We start from the raw sequence: 20431 nt of genomic DNA on the forward strand, positions 1-20431 counted from the left end.
ATCCATATACTAAAGTACGTCGATATGAACATGAAAGGTCTCGGAGCGATCCTGACCAACACCCGCGTTCTGCTGACCGTCTTCGTTATCGCGTTAGCAACGATCGGGACCGCGGTGTTCCTCTCGGTCCGAGGCACCGACTCGGCACCTCCGATCGAACTCGACGGGGCAGCCGGACAGACGGTCCGGGACAACAGTCACCGGCTCAACTCGGTACCCGACAGCGACGTCTACTTCGTGGAATTCCTCGATTTCGAGTGCGAGGGCTGTCGCGCGGTGTATCCCGCCATTGAGCAGCTGCGCGCCGAATACGGCGACCGGGTGAACTTCGTGCTGCGCTACTTCCCGCTGCGCTCGCACTTCAACGCCGAGCGCGCCGCACGCGCAGTCGAGGCCGCCGCCCAACAAGGCCAACTCGAACCCATGTACCGGAAAATGTATGAGACACAAGCAGAATGGGGCGAGCAGCAGACTCCCGCCGACGACGTATTCCGCGGCTTCGCCCAGCAACTCGGCCTGGACATGAGCGCATTCGACGACACTTACAACGACCCGGCCACCCTGGAACGCATCCAGCTCGACATCGCCGACGGCACCGCATTAGGCGTGCAAGGAACCCCGACCTTCTTCCTCAACGGCGAACGCATCCAGCCGCGCAGTTATGAAGACCTCTCCACAGCGCTTGACCAGGCTTTGGTGCGCGGATAGACGTCTGTCTCGAATCTACTGAACGGCATCGGTTGCCTCACGTGGCAAGGGCGTGGAAAGAAGACCCTTAAGAATATTCGGCCTGGTTTATCAGATCCCTGGCTCGCTTTCATCGCAACCTGGCAGACCTGCAGCGCGTGACCCATGGTTTCACCGTCTGGCCCGCCCGCCACACGGGTCGGCCGCCAGACAATGGCTGCTCGTCCCTACATCTTTCCCGCACAGCAGGGGCACGGTTCCTTCATGTTGGCGCAGCAAGGGCATGCGTCCATCGGCATCGCCATCATCGTCTCGCCGCAGCACCACATCAGTGGCCTGGCGCCACCGGCGGTGTACGTGACCGCCATGGGGTTCTCGCTGGTGACGTCAAAGTAGATCTTGCCGGTGGCCGTCTGCCCTTGAGTCAAGGTGGCCGGGGAAATTCCCCGCGGGCTGGCCATCTGCCACAGCGCTGGGTAGCGGGCGCCTACAGAGGTTGCGGCGAAGTTGGGGATTACCGGTGTCGAAGTGCCCAAGATCGCCGTCACCGTCGCGGTCGCTTCCCACAGCTGGCCGGCCACCGGGAAGTCAGGCACATCACCGCTTTTCTTCAGATCCGCGACCGACCAACTCTGAATGCCACCACCGTCCGCTACCTGCTGATGCGCTCCAAAGCGGTGCAAACAGTGCTCCGCCGCCGACGCCGCCCCAGCCGAGCCCAGTCCCGCCATCGGCGCCATCACAGCCAATACCGCCATCAAACAGAACTTGAGCACATCTACTCCCTACCGTGGGGCCCGGCAAAGTAATCGCCTCGCGTCTACAACCTACGTACCGAGATAGTAGATGATGTCAGAAGCCGATCGACATGGCCTTGCCCTGGGCTCCTATGGCGACGGTTGACACCCGCCGCTGAATCGGAAGAGGTCGCCACGCGGTCAAGCACCATCGCCACTTGCCGGTCAACCGTCTGCAACTCTTCCCGCCGCGCCCGAAATCAGGAGCACCTTCGCTATCTGTAATCAGCAAATGCTTCGCCGCCGACACCCAGCTCATCACTGGCGTCGTTAGTGGGCGGCGTCGCGTCGGGCCGGGTCGGTCCGGCGTCGAAGGCGGCCATTTCAACGTAAGGCCGGTTACTGTCAGCGCAACCGGAAACAAGTTTTTGACCGGAGGTATTGACGTGGCAGTGCGAGGGGAGCGAATCCTGGCAGCAGCGCTGGCAGCAGCGGGAAGTCGGCGATTCCGGAACCGGATCGCCGGGCAAGCCGCCCGCTACTGGTCGGCGCCCACAGGATCGGCCTGGGAAGCGAACTCGCACTGGCGCAACGGAATCGGCGATCAAGCCTGGCTGGAGGTTGGTGACGACCATTGGAAGATCTATGAGACCTTCGCCCGAGCCCTTAATTCGCCCAGCCCGAACACGGTGATGGAGTGGGGCGCCGGCGGCGGGGCCAACGCCGTGGCTTTCGCCCCCCATGCGCAGCGCTTCATCGCCGCCGACATCTCCGAAGAAAACCTCGACGAATGCGTCCGACAAGTCCGCGCAACTTGCACGACACCCGTCGAGACACGGCGCATCGACCTCGCCTGCCCCGAACAAGCCACCGTCGGATTGGCGGGCAGCAGCGACGTCTTCCTGTGTCTATACGTGATCGAATTAACGACCGACACCGACGCGGTACGGGCCATCCTTGAAATCGCCCGCACCGTGTTGGCTCCCGAAGGCATGGCGTTGGTCCAGATCAAGTACCACACCAGCGATCGTCGGACCCGCGGCTTCGCCGGGACGGCCTACGACCGAAACCTCGCATCGACCACCACCTTCACCATTGAAGAGTTTTGGAACCTGGCGGCAGAGTGCGGACTCACCCCAAGGCTAATCACTTTGGTGCCGGAAAACCGTCTCGACAGCCGCTACGCCTACTACGCCCTCACAAATCCAGCCGCCGTGCAACCCGCGCCGCCTGACGAGCACCTGCTCGACGTCAAGTACACAGAGTTCGCCGCCACATTCAACGCTGACGTCGCCGACGCAGAGAGGCGCGCGGCGCGCGGCAACTACATAAGCCGCCGTGAGGGCGAACAACCGTCGACGACTGACGGTTAAACGGCTTGCCGCTGATTAGTGTAGTAACCGACTCTCCCTGCGTGGACGGCGCGGTGGCATCGTGGGCAGTTCGGATCATTCCGAGCAGCCAGCCCCTAGTTGCTCGCGAATTTGGCTGTGGTGGTGGACGATAGCGCGCGGCTCGTCCTACGTTTGCGTCTATGAGCGGAAGTGAGAAGTTACGGGCGCGCAAGCGTGCGGTGGAAGCGCAGCGCAGGGCTAACGAGAAACGCGCGAGCCTTGAACGTGCCAATGTAGACGATGCCGCCTCGGTTCGTGTGCTGCTCCAGCGGCTGGGCGCCGTTGACGCTTGGGAGAGTGCGCGCCTCGATCAAGTGAATGAAAACGTGCGCACGGACGCAGCCCGCAAGCGTGTGAGTCATTTCGTCAACCTGCAAACGGTTACTGGGCGGATGAGGGACCGCGGTCAGACGATCGCGTCGATCGCTACTCTCGCTGAGGTCGAGGTTCGCGACCTCCAAAATGTCCTTCGCAGAGCGCGTGCTGACGAGGGCGGCGCGCAGCGTGCAACGGAGTCTCGAAACGCCGCGGCCCTCCGCGCAAACGGCGCAAGTCTGGGGAGCCATAGCGCAGTTGGCGTTGACCATCATCAACCGATCGCAGCGGACAACTACCCGACATCAGATCCGAACCGGTGCGTCCGTTGCGACGCGGTCATGCTAGATCCCGAAGTCACTTCCCGGCGGGGGCGTCCGCGTCGCTATTGCTCTGACACGTGCCGCAGAGACGCCTCGGCCGCGCGTACAGCAGCACAGCGGCACGGAGAACCGATTCGCATCGTCGAGGTTCCTCGTGCTGCCGTCCGAAGTGCATCGGGTACACAGCAACACGGTGCCACCGCTCCGGTAATTCGTTCCGCATGCGACGCGGTAGAATTCGCGCTCCGAAACGCGGATGCCATGAAGATATTATTGTCGAGTGTGGCTGAGCGGGCACGGCGTAAAGAGTTGGACCGCAGCACATTTGAGGCCGCCCGAGAACTTGCCAAAGTGGTTTATCCAAATAGGAATTAACGCGTACGCTGGCTCGGCGCTACCCCGTCAGATGCGACGCATGTCGTGTTCCGCCTTCACTTGATGGGGCATTGCTGGCCATGCAAACAGGCGGCGGCATCAATCCCAGCGTGACTGATCCTGACATATGAGAGTTCGGCTGGAATCAAACGTTCTGGACATGACGCGGCTGCCAGTGTCCTGTTTGCTTGAAATTGCAGATCAGCCCACTGAACTGGGAGTATCCGCTAAACGGATGTGTGCTCAGCTGTGGCGAAGTGTCTGTGCGAAGCGGTACTTTATGGGTCATGGAGCGTCTAGATCTGCAGCCGGCCACCGCGTGGGGCGGAATTGCGGCAGCTGGCGTGGCCGGTTCAGACGCCGCGTCTGTTGAACCGGCCGGTCCAATCGCTAGCGGCAGTCTGTCCATCATCGACGCCGCAGCCGGCCTCGCAGACTTCACTTCTGTCGCTGCCCAGCAGGGTCACGCGGCGGGGCTCCTTCTGCGGGTTGAAGCATTAAGCACTGCAGCGGCCGCAGCAGTGAATTCCCTTGTTGTCGTTGATGAACTGAACGCGACACAGCTTCGATCCGTGGTGGAGTGACTGTGAGCAAGCTGGCGTTCTACCTCGCGGTCGTTAGCACCGTCGTTGCCATCATGTCGCTCGCTGTGAGTCTCAAGATCTTCCCAAGTGGGCAGTCTGAACACGCGATAAGGCCGTCGACCTCGTCCACGTCTGCTGCGGAGCCCTCAGAAAAGCGCGACGCAGCAATTGAGGCGTGTGTTGGCCTGAGGAACTTCAAGAGCGGTGTTGGGATTGCGCGTGGCGCCTTCATCGATCGCGTCGACCGGGCCAATGACTGGGAGTCATCACAAAGCCTGGGGGTGCAGGGCTACTACTTCAGCGCGGTGGGTGCGGAGTTGAACTATATGGCCACCCGGCTAGGTCCAGGCGTACCACGAGAAATTGTTGATGCGCTCGCTGATGTCCGGCGGTCGATCGTGGCTGTGGTCGACGCAGATTTGCGCCGTGAACCCGCATCCGTTTCCAACGACATGGTTGATCAGTACTCGAGTGCCCTGCGGGCCGCTGAAAGTGCCTGCGAAGAAACGGGGGCCGGCTAATGGCCGCTCCACCACCCGCTCGTAGCTATTCACGCTTCATCGTGGCGCCCGATGTATGGCCGGTCACCCGCGAGCAATCTGAAGGACGGGCTGCTGCTCAACGTCGTCTGGCGATGGCGACTGCGGCTGCAGTAGATGCTCACCGGGTCGCCTTGCACGGCTTGCAGGTTGTCGGTGTGGCGCAGTCAAATGGTTTCGAAGCAATGCACGCTGCCTACAGGCGTATTCAGGTTCGGGCCGACGATAAGGCCGACGCGGATAAGGCTGCCGCTGATCTGATGCAGAGTGTTGCGGCGATCCAGATGAGTGCTGAGCTGATGATTGACACGATTGATGCTGAGGCACATCAACAACTGGTACACGTGCCGAGCAGAAGTCCCACCGCTATCAACATCATCACCAGTGCTGCTGCGCGGGCGCGAGGAATCGCAGTAGGGGCAGCCGATGAGATCCGCGCTCTAACTGTGCAATTCGTCCAGGGATTTACGCCTCTGCCGGAGGGACCCCCGAATGGCGATCCGTTTAGTACCGGCGATGACGATCGGTCGACCGATAAGCGATCCGACGAATCGCCTGAGCGTCCACCCGAGGCAGCAGTGGAGACCGGTGATACGCAGCCTCGTCTTTCGGTGCCAGACCCGTCTGATGCCGAATCCAGGTCTGGTAACACTGCGCCGCGGGTCAGCACCGGGCCTACCCCTGGTTCTTCATCGCTGTCACCGCACCCCCCGGCGCAGAGCGCCAGTCCTGCGTCCGTAGCCGCGGTTGGTGACATCGGAAGCAGTGGGGTAGGCCTCGCCGGACCAGGACGTTCCTCATCCATCGGCTCGTTGGCCGCGTTCGGAAGTTCAGCATCTCCGCTATCGGGATCGGGCACTGGAGGAATGTCGCAGTCGGGTTTGGTACGACCGGCAGTATCTGCATCGCCGTCTCCTGCTGTCGCGCTGCAAGGGGTCATGCCTGCAAGTGGTCCTGCGCCGCTGTCATCGGTCACCGGCGCTCAGACGACCAGCTTCCCTGCTGTCGTAGCCACTGCGACGCCGGCGCAGCCGGCGGCATCTCCGAGTGGAATCTGGCATCCGTTAATAGGAGCGACCACGGGTGCCGTGCCAGCGTCTATTGCCGGGCCGCAGGTAGTGTCGAGTACTAATCCCTATCCAGCGGTTTCAGCACCCTTGCTGCCCCCGGGGCCGCTGGGTCCGCCGCCTTCAGTTCCGGCCGCAATTCCACCGGCCGCCGGTGCTGTCCCATTGATTGGCGGCGCTCACACCTCAATGGCGCCTGCCGGCGCATCGGTCGCGACGGCAGCGTTGACAACTCCCGCCGCGACGCTGCCGTCCCGGGTAGCGGCCGCGGCGGCCCGGGACTTGGAACGGCGGCGCAACGAGTCGAGTGATCTACAGACGGTTAAATGGTTGGCGTGGGAACTGTTGTACGCCACCGAATCCTGCCGAACCTTCGCACTGTGGGCCGTCGGCCTGATGTATTCAGCGGCTGGCGATCGGCATGTTGTGGCGCTGACACATCACGGTGCGGGTTACGTCCCCGCGGGGATTGTGGTCCCTAAGGGCGTGCGGATGCTCTGGTCTGACCAAGCTATTGGAGAGGGCTTTCGTAGCCGATGGATCGGAAATCTCGATCCGGCTGCGACACTGATCGCCTTCGCAGAAGTCAAGGCCGCGGAGCCGGCTGGCTGGCGCTTAGCCGCTGCAGCGACCACCTGGTCGGACGTAACAGCGCTCATGACTGCCGCGCAACGCTGGGGCACTGAATGGGCCACCTGCTCCGGTATGTCCATGCCCGCCTCAATCGGAAAACGTGACGCTATCGCCAACGCGAATACTCCGCACCGATTGGAGCGGGAGTACCCCGACCTTTTCGAGCGTGTAGCGCAACTTCGTGCCAGAGGGCTTACCCAGCGAGCCGCCAAACTGGTCACGGAAGCAATCGTTTCCGACGCGCGCCTTGCGATCGTCGCCGACGGTGGCCCCCGAATTCCGCCGAACTTCGACTCGGTGTGGCCGGCTGCAGCTGACGGCAGAGTAGACGCTTCGGATCGCGCCCGTTTCGCCGAAGCGGTTCAGCAGCAATGGTTCAGCATCGGAATGGTGCAGCCGGGTTGGGAAGATGAACGCACTGACACCGTCTGTGCAGAGTACAGGGGGCAATGGCTTATTTGCCGGGCGCTTGAGGTGGTCCTGGGGTGGATAGCTGACGACAACTGCGGGGCAATGCAGGCGGACCTGCCGCTGGAAGACATGATCTACGCCGCAGCACATGCCTACCTCGACAGTCGGGGAACCGGCTGGATCACTGCAATTTTCGACGCTGCAGGCGGTTCATCCTGATAATGGATTCGCTCCCTCAGGAGGTAGATGGTGAAGCTTGGCGCGCCGAGCTCGCGCGGCAGCATACGTATCTGGCGAACGTCGTCGATCAAGCATGTGCCTGGACGCGCGAGTTCCACGTGCAAACTGGGGTTGAGCTGTGCGGCAACTACACCTCACTAAAGAGTTATCCCCTGCTGGACTACGCGAACAGGCTGAGACAGCTCAGCTCAGCACTAAAAAGAGTGTGCGCAATTGCTTCGCTACAGCCTCCGCCGCCGACCTGGGACCGCACGACCCTGCATGCGCCCCCGGCTATAGCGGTGCCCGGGCGAGACCCAGATTGGCGACGGGCCGATTACTCGGAAGGCGGTCGGTACCTGCTGATGCTTCAGCCCACTTCGCCACCCGGATACCCGGCTACCGCTCGTGAACAGTGGAGCGCTGCCCTTCGCCTTGCGAGCCCAAGCATCATCGAACGCGAAATCGGTGTGCCGCAACTAGTTGCCTACGGTTGGATGGCTCGATCGGAGTTCGACAAAGCATATCGAGTGGTGCACAGAGCGTTTCTCGACAGTGCGGCCGCCACGTTTGGTCGTGCGTGGGCTACCGGATCTTCCGAGGATGGAACTCGTTCAATGACCGTGCTGGTGAGTTGGATGAAGGCACTGACCGACCATGGGTGCTCCTTGGGTGATTGTGATTCCGTGCTTCGCGACATCGAGGTCGTAGACCCGCAAGCTGTCGCGGATTGCAGAGCAGTCCAGGAAGTTTGGTGCCCTCCCACGCCCTGACCTGCTCCGCCGGCTGATACAAGACCGACGCAAATGCCAGAGTGGCGCCTGCGGCAGTCTTTGGCCTCACGGTGCTTCACTGCTCTCGGGCATGTAACCGGTGACCTCATACTCTTGGACCAATCGTGAAGATCATTGCAATGCAGGACCTCCTAGAGAACTTCGACGAAGTGCTCTTGAGCGTCGAACGAGGGGATTCATTCGAAATCCGGGCGGAGGATGGTCACGCCATCGCCCTGCTGCTGCCGATTCAGGATGAGCTCTAGGACCCAGCCACCCCACCGAGGCGAGCTGCCACATGTCGACGCTTCGCCGGTGTTGACGCATCATCAGACCGGATGAAACGGTATGCGATCAACTATCTGGGCACCTGTTTCCCTGCACCACAGCGCACGGTCAAGACGCTGCCGCCGTGCGACCCTCGCCAGCCTTCGCGTCGGCATTCAAAACTTTCTGCTGACTCCGGTCGAAGTTCGCGTTCTCGCTGATCTGCGTAAGCGAGAGACGCGAGGGTTGCGAGGCTCGCTGAGCCACAACATCTTTGTACGGCGGATAGATTGTCCACAGCAGTACGTTCCTGCGGTTGCGCGCGCCATCATCTTCGATCACCCATCCGAGGTTGCGTAGAGCGGGTGCGTGCCTACGCAGCAGCCCAGAAACGTCGCGACCGTTCTTCGGCCAGTCCCTCGGTCGTTGCCAGTCGTCGTTGACCGGTGTGAGCAGCATCAGCAAATCACTGCCGGATTGACCAACAGCAGGTTCTAATGTCCGCGAGCGAAGCTGTTCGATAAACGGGTCGACGGACAAACTGTCCTCAGACAACTGATTGGCGCGCGACATGTACCGGCGTACGCCATTAGTCGACAAGATCTCGTCCACGGCCGCCAGCGTGCGACAGAAGTCCGCCATCCTGGGCGAGTCCTCAACTGTGATGGTCTCCAACCGATGGTGAACGGAGGCAGCCAAGTCAAGTAGTCCGCCAAAAATACCTGGTAGAGCTGTTTCCCACCGCTGTCGCATCTCGGCCTCTGACTGTCGCATTCTGGGGTCGATGCGTCGCAGCTCGACGATCGCTAGCCGCTCTGCCAGATCGGGTCGGATGGCGCCGACGTCGATTCCGTTGATAATCACGCATCGACGAAACTTGATGACAGCCAGATCGGCATCGGTATATAGAGACCGTTTCACCATGGCGTCGCCTGTCGCAGCGCGGCATAACGAGTCCGACAGCCACGGCGGGATGGCCGACAGGTTGTCCAGAGCAACGACCCACGATCCAGAAGCGGCAACCGCCCATGAGTCCGCGTCCCGCGGCGCCTGACGAAAGGGGGCGGGCGAAGGATCGATGAGTTCGACCAAGCTCCGTGTCGATGTCGTTTTAGCGCTACCTTGCTCGCCAAACAGGGCTAGTACCGGATGCGGGACGTCGCACTGAACCAAAGCAGCTACTAGGAACGCGAGAAGAACTGGGCGGTCCTCAACGGCGACATTGACGAACTCCCAGAGCTTCGTCACATCCCCGCGGGGGCTTGGTGCCGGCATCGCCCCCGTCAGCTTCGTATTTCGGAGGAACCGCACCGGCGCAGTGGGAGCCATCGACCACCTTCCGTCGCAGACTTTGATTACTTGACCGTTTGGATCTCCAGTGTCGATGTAGATCGTCCCGTGGTGGTCGGCAACGCGTAGGTTCAACTTGTCGGGTGCCTGCGTGGCCGCCAGACCTTCCAAAATCAGTGTGGCGTCGGTAAGTGCTTGGCCCCCGGCGACCGCACCGGTCTCGGTGAAGTAGCGAGCGGCGAGATCTGCCCGTAGGCCAGCCCTCCCACCACGCAGGAGTATCGCGAGGTGGGGTCGACTGCGTTCGGCGCCAAATGGTTCGCCGTCCTTGGAGACTCCGAGAACATAGCGTTCCCGGGCCATATCGACTAAGCGTGCCGCGACTGACTTCTTGTCCCCCTCCCCCCTGCCGCTCAAGGGATTTCCTGCCCGTGGTGCTGTCGATTATGGGCATGCTGCGCTATTCTCATGAGGAACTTCCGTGTGGCGTGATCGGGTGGTTCGAACGAAGGCCTCGGCTAGTCCCCGAGGTCTTTTTCGTGCGCAGGCACTAAGCGGCGTCGCCGCCTCCGCGGCGGGTTGCGCTCTCTCGCTCCGATATCCAGCGCAATACCTCGGCCCTCCGATAAACGACTCGGCGTCCCAAGGTGAAACTCGCCGGCCCAATATTCGAATGCCGCCAGTACCTCAGCGTCCCCATCGGAACTCCAGTGATGTCCGAAACTTCCTTCGCTCCTAGCAAATCCATCAAATTACTCCTCAGCTATGGTCGGTTCGCCTGAGCCAACAGTGACTGGTGACTTGACGGTCTGTCCACGACCACAGCCACATTCGCTTGAAGAAAAGCCTTTCAATGACTCGGGGGTCGTGACGTCTTCGGCGGGCTCATAGTCCGGCCTTCGGACAACGAAGCGGATGAGGGGAGCGGAGCACTGCGGTACTTTCAGCGTATGACGACTCGGAACGAGCGAGCGGGAATTGACGACCGCTGGCACAAACGAGTCAAGGCGCCGGACGGCGCGATGCGCACTGAGCGGTCTGCGGTATATGGCAAGGTGTCGCGATGGCGTGTCAGGTGGGTTGACGCCAGTGGAGCCGAGCGCACCAAGAGTTTCCAGCGTAAGCCGGATGCGCAGGCCTACCTAAATGGGCTGACCGCCGATGTGCAGCGCGGCGAGTATGTCGATCCGCGGAAGAGTGCGGAGACTTTCGGATCGGTGGCCGAGCAGTGGTTCGCCACCAAACAGCACCGCAAGCCGAAAACCGTTGCCGGATATCGCTCGTTGCTCGACACTGTGGTGCTGCCGAAGTGGGAAAGTGTTCAGCTGAAACGGATTGACTATGAATCATATTCAACGTGGCTAGGGGCGCTGTCAGTCGACGGCGGGCAACGCGGAACCGGCCTGTCGGCAAGTCGGATCACCCAAGCTCATCAGCTGGTGGGCGCTGTCCTTAAGTACGCCCAACGGACTGGGAAGGTGGCGAAGAACGTCGCGTTCGAGATCAAGCGGGACGAAGATCTTCCCGAGCAGGGCGAGCGTGAGCGGCGCTACCTGACCCATGCCGAGCTGCTAATGCTGGCGAAGGCTGCTGATCGGTTCGAGACGCTGACGCTCGTTCTCGGGTACTGCGGACTGAGGTTTGGCGAAGCCGTTGCGTTGCGCCGCCGGCATGTGGGGGATCGGATGCTGACGGTGCGCTCGTCCGCAACAGCCGTAACCGGTAAGGGCATCGTGGAGTCGACGACTAAGACGAAGCGAGATCGTCACGTGCCTGTGCCCGAACCGGTTTGGAAAAAGCTCAAGGCCGAGCTGCCCGCCGACCCCAACGCGCTGGTCTTTCCCAGCCGAAAGGGCGGGTTCCTTCCACTCGGCGAATACCGCTGGGCGTTCGACAACGCGTGTGCTGATATCGGCATCGACGGGCTGGTACCGCACGGGCTGAGACACACCACGGCGTCACTGGCGATCAGTGCAGGCGCTAACGTCAAGGTCGTGCAGAGACTGCTTGGGCACGCGACCGCCGCGATGACGCTCGACCGCTACGGCCATCTTCTCAATGACGACTTGAGCGGTGTGGCGGACGCCCTGGGGAAGGCTATCGATAGCACTGCGGTATCTCTGCGGTATTCAGAGCATCTTGACGAGGCGGCAAAGGCCTGAATTACCCTCTAAACTGCAAAGCCCCCATAGCCCAATTGGCAGAGGCAGCGGACTTAAAATCCGCCAAGTGTCGGTTCGAGTCCGACTGGGGGCACTGAGAACCTGCAGGTAGAAGGCCTTGCGGAGTCGAACAAGTGAGCGGTTCCCACTCTTTCAGGCGTCCACGTCAGCACCGCGTCAGCAGTCAGTTGACTTAAGCCGGGTTCCGCTGACGCGCCGGATCGGACGGTGAGGCATGTGAAATTGAGGCTCGCACCGCCCGGTGGCAGCTGGTACTGTCACGTGCTACCACGACCCCCACTGACGTTTCGAGTACAGGTCAGCTGGGATGCCCACCGTGTGACCGGACGTGCTCGTCACCCCACACGTCCCCTGCAGTGTCTGTAAAAGCGCACAAGTCCCAAGGCGCTAGGTGAACGAATGGACTTTCATTCCGCACACCTATGACACGGGGTACCTATGTCTCGTCGAAGACGACGCGGCCAGATTCAGCCGCAATTTCGAGGGTGGCTGGCAGCTTGGCCTGCTGGTCGCCCGCGACGTTTGTAAACGGGCACGACCCGGTAAGCCATCAGAATCCGAACAGGTTCGGAATAAGGTCTCCTGCTCGAAGTTCGCCGAGTTAGCGCGCGTATCCGAGCGCACTGTTCAGCTGGTCTACGACATATGGCAGCTAGCCGCCGAGGAAGGCCACTGCACGCCCGCCGAGCAGCTGTTACCGGGCGACGACGACCCGAAGCTGTCGGCGGTTGACGTACGCAGCCAAGAGCACCGCGAAATGTGGCGCAACTTCTATCGCGAGGTGCGCCAGTCAAAGCGCAGCAATGGCGGTGCGAGGGGATCCCGGAACGCTGCTGACACGTTAACCCGTGCGAAGACAGCCATTCACAACATCAACGGCCTCGACGGCGTCGGCGTCGAGAAGCAATCAGAGATCTGCAGATTGATCGACGAGCTGCTCGCCAGCATCCAGCCGGCGACCGAATCCAACTTAGAAAGAACGGAATTGACAGTATGAGCAGCAACGGCACATCAGAGGAACCCACTGTAACGATCTGGGGCGACGGCCACATCCGTGGCATCGGCGCGAGCTTGGTATCCCGCTTCGACACCTCGCGTGACTTAGACGTTCAAGTCGACGTAGTGGATTTCAATGATGACCAGAAACCAACCGTCGTGCTCGGTGTCGGGACCGACGCGGGCCTCAACCTCTTCATGACCGCCTATGACGCCGAACGCCTAAGTGTCTACCTAGCCCAAGCGGCGGCCCTGAGTCGGCATGTCGAGCCTGGAGGCCCGAATCCGCTGCTCGTCCGCCAGGTCCCCGCTGAGAGGTAGCTCCCTTAGCCAGAATGGTTTCCGTTACTTGAGGATCGCGGTTCGATTCCGCGACTGGCACGTATTTTCTAGCAACGATAGGTGTTGATTGAAAACTTCACAGTGACCCTGGTTGCGCCTGTAAACCTTGGCTTCCGGGCTCGTATGTCGCCGCGAACTTCAGCACGCGCGCGGCCAAAGGGCTCATTGGCGGCCACAAGTTACGCCGCGTGAAGCCGGGGCCGTTTTGCAATGCGTGCAGTCCGTTCGGGTGAGGGTAACGGTTCAGCAGTTGCCGAACGGTCGCAACGTCGTCCGCAACGTTCGGGTACAAGATGGCGTCCAGCTTCTCCTGAAGCGGTCCCATGAGTGGCTGAACCGCTTTGATCATGTCCAGCACGCTCGGGTCAGTGTCCATGTCTTGCAACTTGTGGCGTTGGAGCCACTTTTTCTGTGACGAGTTGCGCGTGAAATCCAGCATGAATCGCCGACTCATGTACACGTTCGCCGTGGGCTCATCATCTAGTGACGCGCCGAAGCCCCATCTGAAAGCGTTGATGTCACCGTGTTGCAGCGCGCCCCGCAATTCCTCCAGCCACCCGTACTCAAACGACGTCTTGCGCAGGTCGTCAAACAATTTCTCGACTTCCTGAACTCCGGGACCGCGATTGAGCGTCTTCTTCGCCGCCCTGACCGTCTGCTCCCTGTGGCTGTACAACGCAGCGGTAAACGAGATCAACGCAGAGCGAATCTTGCGCCTGTGTGCGTCATACGCGTCCTCGTCGAAAAGCGGTATGCGGTTGTCTCGCAAATCGATTAGCAGTGCCACCATCACGTCGCACAGCCGGTCGCTCTCGTCGGAGATGTGCTCCAGCAATTCACTGTCGATCATGCGCCGAAGCTGTTCGTACGCATCGCGGTAACGCTTGTCCTCGTCTTCGGTCAACGAACACACCTTCTCGATGATCGGGGCATCTGATCTACTAGGGTCAACGTGAACCAGGATGGCGCCGTAGGGGTCTGCGGCCGCTTCTGCGTCTTGAGCGTCGTGCTCTGCGCTCCTTGTCCTGTGGTATGCCAGGGAGTCCTCGATGACCGTGCGGACAGCCGCATTGCGTTCGGCGATCTGTTCAGGCGAGGGAAAATTCGCATCCAGCCACCGCTTGGTCTCGTCGAGTATGGGTGCGAGGCCATCCCGCACCATTTGCTCGACATCGCTGCGCGTAAGGCGGTCGCGCTCGTCTGGCGTGTCCGCCCAGTCCGTTGCCACTTGGGTCATGACTCTCGTCAGCACTGCGAACGATTCACTGATGATCAACACTGCCGGACTTGTCGGCGGCGGACTGCCGTCCATGGCGATGTGCTGCCACGCATTACACGCACTTTCGCAATAGTCGGTCGGCGATTCGCCTTCCAGGTCCCCGAGTGCTCCGCTGAATGCCTCCAGCTGGCCGATCCACTCTCGTACGCGCTCTACTTCTTCCTGTTCGTCGTCCATATCGGTGCTTTCCTCGTACTGTCACATAGTGTGTGGCTCCCTTCTGGTGGGCAGCCGTATAGAAAAGCACACTTGTCCGACAAAGTTATGTCTATTTTCGAGCGTGTCGCGTCACCCCCCCGGCCCCTGCCTACGGCTAGGAAGCACTCAGCCGCTAGGTGCGGCTGGAAACACCTAACGGCTGAGTCTTGGCGACAACATTCGGTTCCATCGCAGTTGGCTGGCGGTCATGGTGACCAACCACCTCCCACAGGTGTCGGGGCAGGGTGCGGCCATCTGGGACCGACTGATGATCATTGATTTTCCCCGCCATTTCGCGCTGGACGACCCTGATCGGATCCCGGACATCGACGAACAATTGAAGAAGGAATCCGACGGAATCTTTATGTGGGCCCATGCCGGGTTGCTGCGTTACTGGCGGGACGGAAGCAAGCTCGACGTTCCCGGTGCGGTCAAAGCCGCAACGCAGGAGCACCGGCGCCGCAACGACGCTGTGGAGCGGTGGCTTGACGAGTGCTGCGAACGTGGCACGGGGACGGACTTCCAGACCAAGGCGCGGGTTCTGCTCGACGACTACAACGAGTGGGCCGCTGCTGTGGACACACACGGCTCGGTGAGCCGCCCCAGAGCCAAGCAGATGGGGATACAGGAGTTTCTGCAGACGTTGCGCGACAAGGATTTCAAGCACTTGAAGAACCGGGCCAGCATCGCCGGTTTGCGGCCGAAGGCGGGTGCTGGAAATGGCTTCTGACCTGCGAAAAGGTGGGTTTGGTGGTTTTGAAACATTCACCTCACTGGCTGCATTTGTGCCGTGCTTGGTGACCCCATGGGCGAATCAGACAAAACCACCAAAACCACCTTTTCCCAGGTCAGCAAGGTCGAGTCGCGGTGACCTGCGGAAATGCCTGCAGCGCAGAAGGAACGGACAGCGCCATGAGTGATGACAACGAAATCATCGACGTTGAAGCAGTGGAAGTTGAGGACAGCGAGAATCTTCCGGCTGTTGTCGTCGAACGGGCATCGAGCTCCGAACCCATCGAACTGCCCAATCGGCAAGATGCGTTGCTGGCCGATAATCCTGGACGACGTTGTGTTGCAACGAATAGTCGTGGAGAACGGTGCCGCAAGTTTGCCATTTACGGAGCGACGGTGTGTCGGACACACGGTGGAGCGACGAAGAGGTTCAAGGAGGCTGCTCGCATCCGTGTCGAGAACGCCTCAAACCGCTTGATAGGAAAGCTGATTGAGTTCGCGTTCGACGACACCAAGCCGCCCGATGTGCAACTGAAGGCGATTCAGAACAGTCTCGACCGTGCAGGCCTCAAACCCCCGGCCGAGGTCGTTCTGTCCCAGGGTGAAACGAAGCCCTATGAGACCGTATTTGAGGGCATCAGTGTCGATCCGCGCGCAGCCGGATTTGACTTCGGCGCTATGGAAGACGGCATATCAGCCGGCGGTCAACCCTCCCCGGCACCTGCCTACGACACATCTACCCACGGGCAGCAGGCAGAGGCTGGGGGAGGCATCAACGGGCACGGCGGGTCAGCTGCCAACGACGCCGACCGGTCTTCGCGGCACGACCCGCCACACAGGCCGACCGCCACGGCGACGACCGCCACGGCCAGCCTGAGGCCCGCGACGGGGCATCCTCGCCGGGCACGCCAGCGCCGCGAGAAGTGCACATCACGGGCATGGCGGCAATCAGGATGGCGAACCAGGCGAACAGGGACAGCGGCGTGTGGGAGCCACAGAAGGCCATCGGATCGCCGCATAAGGGTTACAGGCGGCCCTGAGATGGCGCATTTCCGCAGGTCAAACATTGTAGCCACCTTTGTGTCGGTCGGCTAGAAATTAGGGCTTAAGGCGCAACCGAGCGGTTGCGCCCCGACTGAGAGGACACGACATGCCGACCAAGGCAGAGGCACGAGAACCGATGCAACGGTTGATGTTTGGCTACACGAGAGTGAGCACCGACGAGCAGGCGATGAGCCGGAACGGTCTTGAAGCGCAGCGCGATGTCATCGACTCTGAGGCTGCACGGCGCAACTGGACGGTGGAGCACTTCGCTGACGAAGGCGTGTCGGGGAAGATCATCGGCCCGCAACTGCAGGAAGTGTTGCAGCTTCTAGCTTCTGGACAGGGTGACGGTTTGATGATCGCGAAGCTGGACCGTTTGAGCTGATCAATCGTCAACGCCGCCAACATTATCGAGGCCGCACAGGCGCAAGGATGGTCACTGGTGATCCTTGACCTTGGCGTGGACCTGACCACAGCAGCCGGTCGCATGATGGCCATGAACCTGGTCAACTTCGCACAGTACGAGCGCGAATTGATCAGCGAGCGTACGAAGGCCGCGCTGGCCGCGAAGAAGCGCAGAGGCGAAAGAGTCCGGGCGTCCTAGAGCTGCATCAGCTTCGGTAGTTCGCCGAATCGTGCAGGACAGGGACGCCGGCTGCACATACGACGCTATCGCTTCCGCGCTTTCCGCCGAGAAAGTCCTATCGCCCCTAGGCAAACCGACGTGGCAACCGAGCACTGTGCGCCGCATCTACGCCAGCGCCACCGCTGAGGCAGTGACGGCATGAACCGCGACCGGCAACAGGACGACGACAGCCAGGACATCCAGGAGCGGCCAGAGCCGACGTGCAAGGGCATGGCTGATGTCCCGGGACTGATCGAAGAGGACGACTGACATGGCGTACATCCGCAAGCGTGAGACCGGCAAGCTCGACAGGTTCGGCAATCCGACGACCAGCTATCAGGTCGTGTGGCGCGAGCCGGTCAGAGACGAGTTCGGAGCGCCCACAGGCAAGCTCAAGCAGACGTCCGAGACGTTCCCGACCGAGCGGAAAGCCAAGGCGGCACTGCGGAAAGTGGAAACCGATCTCGAGACCGCTGCAGGCGTGAGCCCATCGAGCGCGAAAGCGAAGGCCAACACTCCTCTTGGCGTGTACGCGAAGCAGTACCTCGACGGCCTGTTCGGCTCCATCGATGCGAACACCATCGAGGACTACGAGAAGATCTATCGCACTCACCTAGCGTCCGTGTTCGGACAGAGGCCGGTGGCCGGGATCACCACGGCGGAGGTGACGGCCTTTCGGGCCAAGTTGCTTGCGCCCTATCACCGTCGTCACGGCAGAGCGAAGGCCGCCACCCTCCCCGGCACCTGCCTGGTCACCCGCAGCCCGAAAACGGTCAAGCACATCGTCGGAACGCTCAAGCGCATCCTTGATGTGGCACAGGACGATCAGGCCATCACCGCTAACCCTGTGGTCGCCGGTCGACGTCGCACGACCAAACGCAGCGGCACCCCGTTCAAGCACCGACCGCTAACGGCCAATCAAGTAGCCGCGGTGTTTGATTGGATCGCCTCCGAGCATGCGACGACCCGCGAAGCGGCGAACTCGTCCGGTCCGGCAGGCAGCACCTACACCCGGCCAGGAAACCCCGTCTATGCCCTGGCGGTGCTGTTCGCGGCGCACACCGGTGTTCGGGCCGCAGAGCTGCAAGGTCTGCAGGTGCAGGACGTGACGTTGTCCGACATCCCCGGCACCGTCGGCAGCATCCGAATCGCCCGCACCCGCCGCACGCAAGCAAGGTAAGGGGACCTACGGAACGCCGAAAAGCGATGCCAGCGCTGACCGTGTGGTGCCCTTGGCGCCGTGGTTGGCGGACGAGTTGCGCGAGTATCTGACTGACACGCATCCGTTCTCCGCGTCCGATAAGCAGGGCCTTAAGTACATCCCGCACGCGCCGCTGTTTCCTGGTCGGCGGAATCGCTATGTGTTCGATTGGGCCAAGCCCGTCTGCGCGGCCGCTCTGTACGGGCACCATTTCCGACCCGCCTGCAAGGCATTGGGACTAGGCAACGTCCGCTTTCACGATCTGCGCCACACCTTCGCTACCATGAACCTGAGCGCGGGGGAGCACTACATGCAGGTGTCAAAGTGGTTGGGCTACAGTACTTTTGTTTTGACACTGACTACATACGCGGACTATGTCAACGAGGACGAACAAACAGCCCCGAAGGTTGGGCGTGGTGTTGTTGAACCCAAGACAGTCGTGTCAATACGTCGCCGCTCTGGGTAGGTTAAGCGTATGACAAATCCATCAGATGACGAGGCGGATCAGGACGCAGACGATCGAAGTCATCTTGGAAAAGGCGACGCGGGCAGGGGCCGGGACACACCGCCACCTGGACCGGGCTCTGCGCCGCCGACATCAGCGCCGCCTGAGAGCTTCTGGACGAAGAACGGCGTTGCGCTTGCGGGCATCGCTGCGGGGGTCGTCACCGCGTGTGCTGTGTCGTTCTTCGGATATCAAACGAGCATCGAAACGCAGCGGGCCGAGCGCGAGCAGAGCTCGATAGAGTTTCAACGCGAAGAACGCAAGACTGCGTATAGCGACTTTCTGGCGAAGGCATTGCTGCTCGAGAATGTGGAAGACAAGGTGATGACGACCGAGTACCGGCGTCCGCTTGAAATTGATCAACAAGCGATCGACAATCTCAATAAGTCACAGGCTTTGCTCGCCGATTGGCAGACGGCGAGTGACCAATTGACTAGCGCTGCTGCCGCTCTCGATTTGGTCGGCTCTGGCAATGTGCGCTTGCGAGCACTGGACCTACTCGATGCACACCACGACGTTTCATTCGCATACACAGACATGGCCCTGGCCAGATCGCAGATGCCGCCTGATCAGAAGGCAATCGACGCGGCGGTTGAGCAGTTTGAGTCAAAGCGCGCCAATGCGGCCAAGGTGAGATTTGAGTTCTCGCAAGCGGCTAGTGAGAGCTTGGGAATCTCGCTACTTGGCCCCTAGGGAGGCTACCGGATCCAACGGCGGATTCTCGGGAGCGATTGCGGGCCAACCACTCCGGTCAATTTGCTGCACCAGGGCCGACAGCTTCCCCATCTGCTCTAGTACCACTTCAGCGTAAGCGGCGTAACCATTGACACGCGTGACAGGGTATTGATTGGTGTAGCCCATAACTTGGGCAAACGTCTCTTGGCTGTAGCCCAGCGAAGCAAGGCTCCCAACGTTTTCGAAGGCTGTGTACATATCGCCTGCGTCGCCGTAGCGATGGATTTGCCCGCTCTGCCGGTCATGCACGTCGAAGAACGGACGCATCGGGTGTTTGTCGGCGATCATCCATTGCTGCAGTAACGTATCCAACTCGCGATGAAACCACGGTAGACCGCGTTCTAGCCGTTGCAGTCGGATGTACTGGTCCAGGGTGTTCCAGTCGCGGACCGCTGCCAGCCACTCCAGCGTCAGATCTGAAATGGTGCCGACGTCTCGCAGGAAGCTCTGAAACGCCTCGCTCCATGCAGAACTCTGCTGGGCAGCGAATGCAACCGTGCGTTGGAACTCTTCGGCCGATTGCTTGGCGACATCAACGTTCAACCCCTGCCACGTCTCGTCGTGGATGAACTGGATGCGTCCAGCGTTAGCCCTCACTGCTTCTAGCCGTTCCGGTTTACAGAAAGCGGTGATCGCTTCGCGAAACTGGTTCCATGCGATCTGCGATACCGCGTTCACGCGGTCAGCAGCGGCCTTGTCGTCTCGTTGGCTAGCAAGGGTAGCGAGCACGACCAAAGCGAATGGCACACCGACGAGGAAGCCGGTCAGGCCGGCCAGAATATTGGGAACGTAGGCATACGTCCGTATCCACTCAGCGCTGACGAGGTCCGCAATCAGGCACACGGCAAACAACGCCAAACCCGCACCGAGCATGCTCCAAATCGCAAACTTGGTCATCCGGCCGAAGTCGCGAAAGGTCTCGACCACCCCACCCGATCCCATAGGGTGCAGGCTAGCCGCGAGTACCGACATGGCAG

General features: G+C 61.0%; 19 protein-coding genes, 1 tRNA gene and 2 pseudogenes. 16 read left to right on the forward strand and 6 right to left on the reverse strand.

Annotation, left to right across the window (positions count from 1 at the left end):
- Positions 1 to 24 precede the first annotated feature (24 nt).
- A complete protein-coding gene (locus ACAG24_RS25105; protein ID WP_046361646.1) occupies positions 25 to 708 on the forward strand; it encodes a DsbA family protein in 684 nt (227 codons plus the stop codon).
- 206 nt (positions 709 to 914) lie between these two features.
- On the opposite strand, the gene ACAG24_RS25110 is transcribed toward ACAG24_RS25105, so the two are convergent.
- Positions 915 to 1445: an MPT63 family protein gene (locus ACAG24_RS25110; protein WP_173838375.1), complete on the reverse strand. Its 531-nt coding sequence runs from the start codon at positions 1443 to 1445 to the stop codon at positions 915 to 917.
- Between the two features lie 197 nt (positions 1446 to 1642).
- Here ACAG24_RS25110 and ACAG24_RS25115 point away from each other — a divergent pair, with 197 nt between their 5' ends.
- From ACAG24_RS25115 to ACAG24_RS25125, 3 genes are all read left to right on the forward strand, one after another.
- Positions 1643 to 2797, forward strand: coding sequence for a methyltransferase domain-containing protein (locus tag ACAG24_RS25115; protein WP_236728394.1), 1155 nt, complete (start codon positions 1643 to 1645; stop codon positions 2795 to 2797).
- Positions 2798 to 4118: 1321 nt separating this feature from the next.
- Positions 4119 to 4415, forward strand: a complete 297-nt coding sequence (locus tag ACAG24_RS25120; RefSeq protein WP_064280680.1) for a hypothetical protein — start codon at positions 4119 to 4121, stop codon at positions 4413 to 4415.
- 2 nt (positions 4416 to 4417) lie between these two features.
- Positions 4418 to 4936, forward strand: a complete 519-nt coding sequence (locus ACAG24_RS25125; RefSeq protein ID WP_234788707.1) for a hypothetical protein — start codon at positions 4418 to 4420, stop codon at positions 4934 to 4936.
- 185 nt (positions 4937 to 5121) lie between these two features.
- Here the strand turns inward: ACAG24_RS25125 and ACAG24_RS25130 are convergent, their stop codons facing one another.
- Complete coding sequence (locus tag ACAG24_RS25130) at positions 5122 to 5298, reverse strand: hypothetical protein (protein ID WP_185292653.1); 177 nt, start codon at positions 5296 to 5298, stop codon at positions 5122 to 5124.
- 1053 nt (positions 5299 to 6351) lie between these two features.
- Here ACAG24_RS25130 and ACAG24_RS25135 point away from each other — a divergent pair.
- Entirely contained in the window at positions 6352 to 7284 is a 933-nt protein-coding gene (locus ACAG24_RS25135) for an EspK C-terminal domain-containing protein (RefSeq protein ID WP_234788706.1), read from the forward strand.
- Between the two features lie 898 nt (positions 7285 to 8182).
- Positions 8183 to 8323 carry a hypothetical protein gene (locus ACAG24_RS25140; protein ID WP_156448508.1) on the forward strand — a complete coding sequence of 47 codons (141 nt, stop codon included), beginning with the start codon at positions 8183 to 8185 and terminating at the stop codon, positions 8321 to 8323.
- Between the two features lie 130 nt (positions 8324 to 8453).
- Here ACAG24_RS25140 and ACAG24_RS25145 read toward each other — a convergent pair whose 3' ends face one another.
- The gene (locus ACAG24_RS25145; protein WP_234880200.1) at positions 8454 to 9977 is read right to left on the reverse strand and encodes an AICE element replication initiation protein; all 1524 of its coding nucleotides are present in this window, start codon (positions 9975 to 9977) and stop codon (positions 8454 to 8456) included.
- Between the two features lie 187 nt (positions 9978 to 10164).
- On the reverse strand, positions 10165 to 10362 hold the full coding sequence (locus ACAG24_RS25150) for a helix-turn-helix transcriptional regulator (protein ID WP_011856752.1): 198 nt from the start codon (positions 10360 to 10362) through the stop codon (positions 10165 to 10167).
- A 202-nt stretch (positions 10363 to 10564) separates the two neighbouring features.
- Here ACAG24_RS25150 and ACAG24_RS25155 point away from each other — a divergent pair, with 202 nt between their 5' ends.
- The 4 genes from ACAG24_RS25155 (at position 10565) to ACAG24_RS25170 (ending at position 13114) form a co-directional block, all read left to right on the forward strand.
- Entirely contained in the window at positions 10565 to 11776 is a 1212-nt protein-coding gene (locus tag ACAG24_RS25155) for a tyrosine-type recombinase/integrase (protein WP_173838228.1), read from the forward strand.
- A gap of 20 nt (positions 11777 to 11796) precedes the next feature.
- A tRNA-Leu gene (locus tag ACAG24_RS25160) sits at positions 11797 to 11870 on the forward strand.
- Between the two features lie 318 nt (positions 11871 to 12188).
- Positions 12189 to 12794 (forward strand): hypothetical protein, encoded by a 606-nt coding sequence (locus tag ACAG24_RS25165; protein WP_370475119.1) that lies wholly within the window; start codon positions 12189 to 12191, stop codon positions 12792 to 12794.
- Positions 12791 to 13114 carry a hypothetical protein gene (locus ACAG24_RS25170; RefSeq protein WP_370475120.1) on the forward strand — a complete coding sequence of 108 codons (324 nt, stop codon included), beginning with the start codon at positions 12791 to 12793 and terminating at the stop codon, positions 13112 to 13114. The genes ACAG24_RS25165 and ACAG24_RS25170 overlap by 4 nt, the downstream gene beginning before the upstream one ends.
- A 97-nt stretch (positions 13115 to 13211) precedes the next feature.
- Here ACAG24_RS25170 and ACAG24_RS25175 read toward each other — a convergent pair whose 3' ends face one another.
- On the reverse strand, positions 13212 to 14591 hold the full coding sequence (locus ACAG24_RS25175; RefSeq protein ID WP_370475121.1) for a hypothetical protein: 1380 nt from the start codon (positions 14589 to 14591) through the stop codon (positions 13212 to 13214).
- A 229-nt stretch (positions 14592 to 14820) separates the two neighbouring features.
- Here ACAG24_RS25175 and ACAG24_RS25180 point away from each other — a divergent pair, with 229 nt between their 5' ends.
- The 6 genes and pseudogenes from ACAG24_RS25180 to ACAG24_RS25205 all read left to right on the forward strand — a co-directional run bounded on the left by ACAG24_RS25180 (position 14821) and on the right by ACAG24_RS25205 (position 19412).
- A complete protein-coding gene (locus ACAG24_RS25180) occupies positions 14821 to 15342 on the forward strand; it encodes a hypothetical protein (RefSeq protein WP_370475122.1) in 522 nt (173 codons plus the stop codon).
- Positions 15343 to 15524: 182 nt separating this feature from the next.
- Positions 15525 to 16439 carry a hypothetical protein gene (locus ACAG24_RS25185; RefSeq protein ID WP_370475123.1) on the forward strand — a complete coding sequence of 305 codons (915 nt, stop codon included), beginning with the start codon at positions 15525 to 15527 and terminating at the stop codon, positions 16437 to 16439.
- A 136-nt stretch (positions 16440 to 16575) separates the two neighbouring features.
- Positions 16576 to 16992: pseudogene (locus tag ACAG24_RS25190) on the forward strand (recombinase family protein).
- Positions 16993 to 17023: 31 nt separating this feature from the next.
- Complete coding sequence (locus ACAG24_RS25195; RefSeq protein WP_370475124.1) at positions 17024 to 17176, forward strand: hypothetical protein; 153 nt, start codon at positions 17024 to 17026, stop codon at positions 17174 to 17176.
- A gap of 108 nt (positions 17177 to 17284) precedes the next feature.
- Positions 17285 to 18680 (forward strand): annotated as a pseudogene (locus ACAG24_RS25200) (tyrosine-type recombinase/integrase).
- Positions 18681 to 18689: 9 nt separating this feature from the next.
- Entirely contained in the window at positions 18690 to 19412 is a 723-nt protein-coding gene (locus ACAG24_RS25205) for a hypothetical protein (RefSeq protein ID WP_370475125.1), read from the forward strand.
- Here ACAG24_RS25205 and ACAG24_RS25210 read toward each other — a convergent pair.
- A complete protein-coding gene (locus tag ACAG24_RS25210) occupies positions 19398 to 20396 on the reverse strand; it encodes a hypothetical protein (RefSeq protein WP_370475126.1) in 999 nt (332 codons plus the stop codon). The genes ACAG24_RS25205 and ACAG24_RS25210 overlap by 15 nt on opposite strands.
- Positions 20397 to 20431 lie beyond the last annotated feature (35 nt).

Origin of the sequence: Mycobacterium bulgaricum (genome assembly GCF_041287165.2) — a bacterium.
Classification (GTDB): domain Bacteria; phylum Actinomycetota; class Actinomycetes; order Mycobacteriales; family Mycobacteriaceae; genus Mycobacterium; species Mycobacterium bulgaricum.

Excerpts from the sequence above, each read along its gene's own strand:
- ACAG24_RS25120 (WP_064280680.1), top strand. The coding sequence starts at position 4,119 with ATGGAGCGTCTAGATCTGCAGCCGGCCACCGCGTGGGGCGGAATTGCG.
- ACAG24_RS25150 (WP_011856752.1), bottom strand. The coding sequence starts at position 10,362 with ATGGATTTGCTAGGAGCGAAGGAAGTTTCGGACATCACTGGAGTTCCG.
- ACAG24_RS25210 (WP_370475126.1), bottom strand. The coding sequence starts at position 20,396 with ATGGGATCGGGTGGGGTGGTCGAGACCTTTCGCGACTTCGGCCGGATG.
- ACAG24_RS25205 (WP_370475125.1), top strand. The coding sequence starts at position 18,690 with ATGACAAATCCATCAGATGACGAGGCGGATCAGGACGCAGACGATCGA.
- ACAG24_RS25110 (WP_173838375.1), bottom strand. The coding sequence starts at position 1,445 with ATGGCGGTATTGGCTGTGATGGCGCCGATGGCGGGACTGGGCTCGGCT.
- ACAG24_RS25180 (WP_370475122.1), top strand. The coding sequence starts at position 14,821 with ATGGTGACCAACCACCTCCCACAGGTGTCGGGGCAGGGTGCGGCCATC.
- ACAG24_RS25145 (WP_234880200.1), bottom strand. The coding sequence starts at position 9,977 with ATGGCCCGGGAACGCTATGTTCTCGGAGTCTCCAAGGACGGCGAACCA.
- ACAG24_RS25175 (WP_370475121.1), bottom strand. The coding sequence starts at position 14,591 with ATGGACGACGAACAGGAAGAAGTAGAGCGCGTACGAGAGTGGATCGGC.
- ACAG24_RS25155 (WP_173838228.1), top strand. The coding sequence starts at position 10,565 with ATGACGACTCGGAACGAGCGAGCGGGAATTGACGACCGCTGGCACAAA.
- ACAG24_RS25105 (WP_046361646.1), top strand. The coding sequence starts at position 25 with ATGAACATGAAAGGTCTCGGAGCGATCCTGACCAACACCCGCGTTCTG.
- ACAG24_RS25170 (WP_370475120.1), top strand. The coding sequence starts at position 12,791 with ATGAGCAGCAACGGCACATCAGAGGAACCCACTGTAACGATCTGGGGC.
- ACAG24_RS25185 (WP_370475123.1), top strand. The coding sequence starts at position 15,525 with ATGAGTGATGACAACGAAATCATCGACGTTGAAGCAGTGGAAGTTGAG.